The organism is Microcoleus sp. S13_C3 (assembly GCF_036700905.1).
Classification (GTDB): domain Bacteria; phylum Cyanobacteriota; class Cyanobacteriia; order Cyanobacteriales; family Microcoleaceae; genus Microcoleus.
The window spans coordinates 1-971 of sequence record NZ_JAUBPT010000135.1; the positions used below are offsets into that span (position 1 = coordinate 1).

The 971-nt window shown below is 47.0% G+C and carries 2 protein-coding genes; both read right to left on the reverse strand.

Going from position 1 to position 971, the window contains the following annotated elements:
- Positions 1 to 274 precede the first annotated feature (274 nt).
- Positions 275 to 586 carry a DUF6679 family protein gene (locus tag QUA16_RS27665; RefSeq protein WP_006633466.1) on the reverse strand — a complete coding sequence of 104 codons (312 nt, stop codon included), beginning with the start codon at positions 584 to 586 and terminating at the stop codon, positions 275 to 277.
- Between the two features lie 181 nt (positions 587 to 767).
- Positions 768 to 971, reverse strand: a 204-nt coding sequence (locus QUA16_RS27670) for a hypothetical protein (protein ID WP_333108197.1), incomplete at its 5' end; no start/stop codon positions are given.

Here is a 971-nt window from a genome sequence, read left to right on the forward strand (position 1 = left end):
CCCGCCCGTCCTTTTTGGACGGGCGGGACGCCCATCCCACTTTCAAGAGTGGAAGTTATTTAATTCTCATTCCTTACGCTGTTGTGGGGAGTATGGGTTGGGCCGGAGATCCCGCCATCAAGCTTAAATTTAAAGGGAAAATAGCTTATGGGGTCACAACCCAGAATATTTTTGGCCTAAACTGGGTTTTTTGCATAATTTCTCCACAAAAAAGGGAGAAAAGTCGTTTTCTTTTCCCCCAAGTTTTCCTTGTGCCTCAAGCGCGAGCTCAAAACTATTCCAAATTCGAGTCGGGGTAGTGATTGCGAATTTGTTCGGCTTCGGGACAATCGTCAGAAACTAGGGGTTCGCAGTTAGTTCGGGATACCGAAGCCAACTTCTGAGACACAGCTCCAATACTTTCGAGACGCACCATTTCTTCCCAGGAGCTGATTTCGTCTTCTTCGTCGGTTTCGTAGCGCAGCGTGACTAGATCCCCTTCAATATCTAGGATACGAGCGCGCTCTATCCAACGTTGCTGATCTCGAAGAAAAATAGAAACCTCACGACCATCACAACAGAGTTGATAGATTTTGCGCTGTAGCATTTGTCAGTTCTCCTGCGCAGTGTAACTTGCTTAAAATATGGTCTGTTTACCGTAACGTACTTTGGGTTTTACATCGGAAGGCACAGCCGTATGGACTGGCCAGTTTCACGTTTTCCGCAACTTTTGTACCGATGGGGGTTACCAAATTTGATTTTACCACCAAATCTATCTAGTACGCCATTTATCCAATTACAGGTTTTGCAGTCAGTGGCATCCCTCGTGAGAGGCATTTCCCAGGATAGATCGGAGCATTAGGACTTGACGACGGCACGTGATTAACAGCGACAATAACAACAGACTCTGCCTCAAAAATCTCGCTCTCTTTGGCCTCAAGTCCCCCAGAAACAAGAGTGTTTCGACGTTTGTTCGATCGCCCCCTAACGCC

Excerpts from the sequence above, each read along its gene's own strand:
- QUA16_RS27665 (WP_006633466.1), bottom strand. The coding sequence starts at position 586 with ATGCTACAGCGCAAAATCTATCAACTCTGTTGTGATGGTCGTGAGGTT.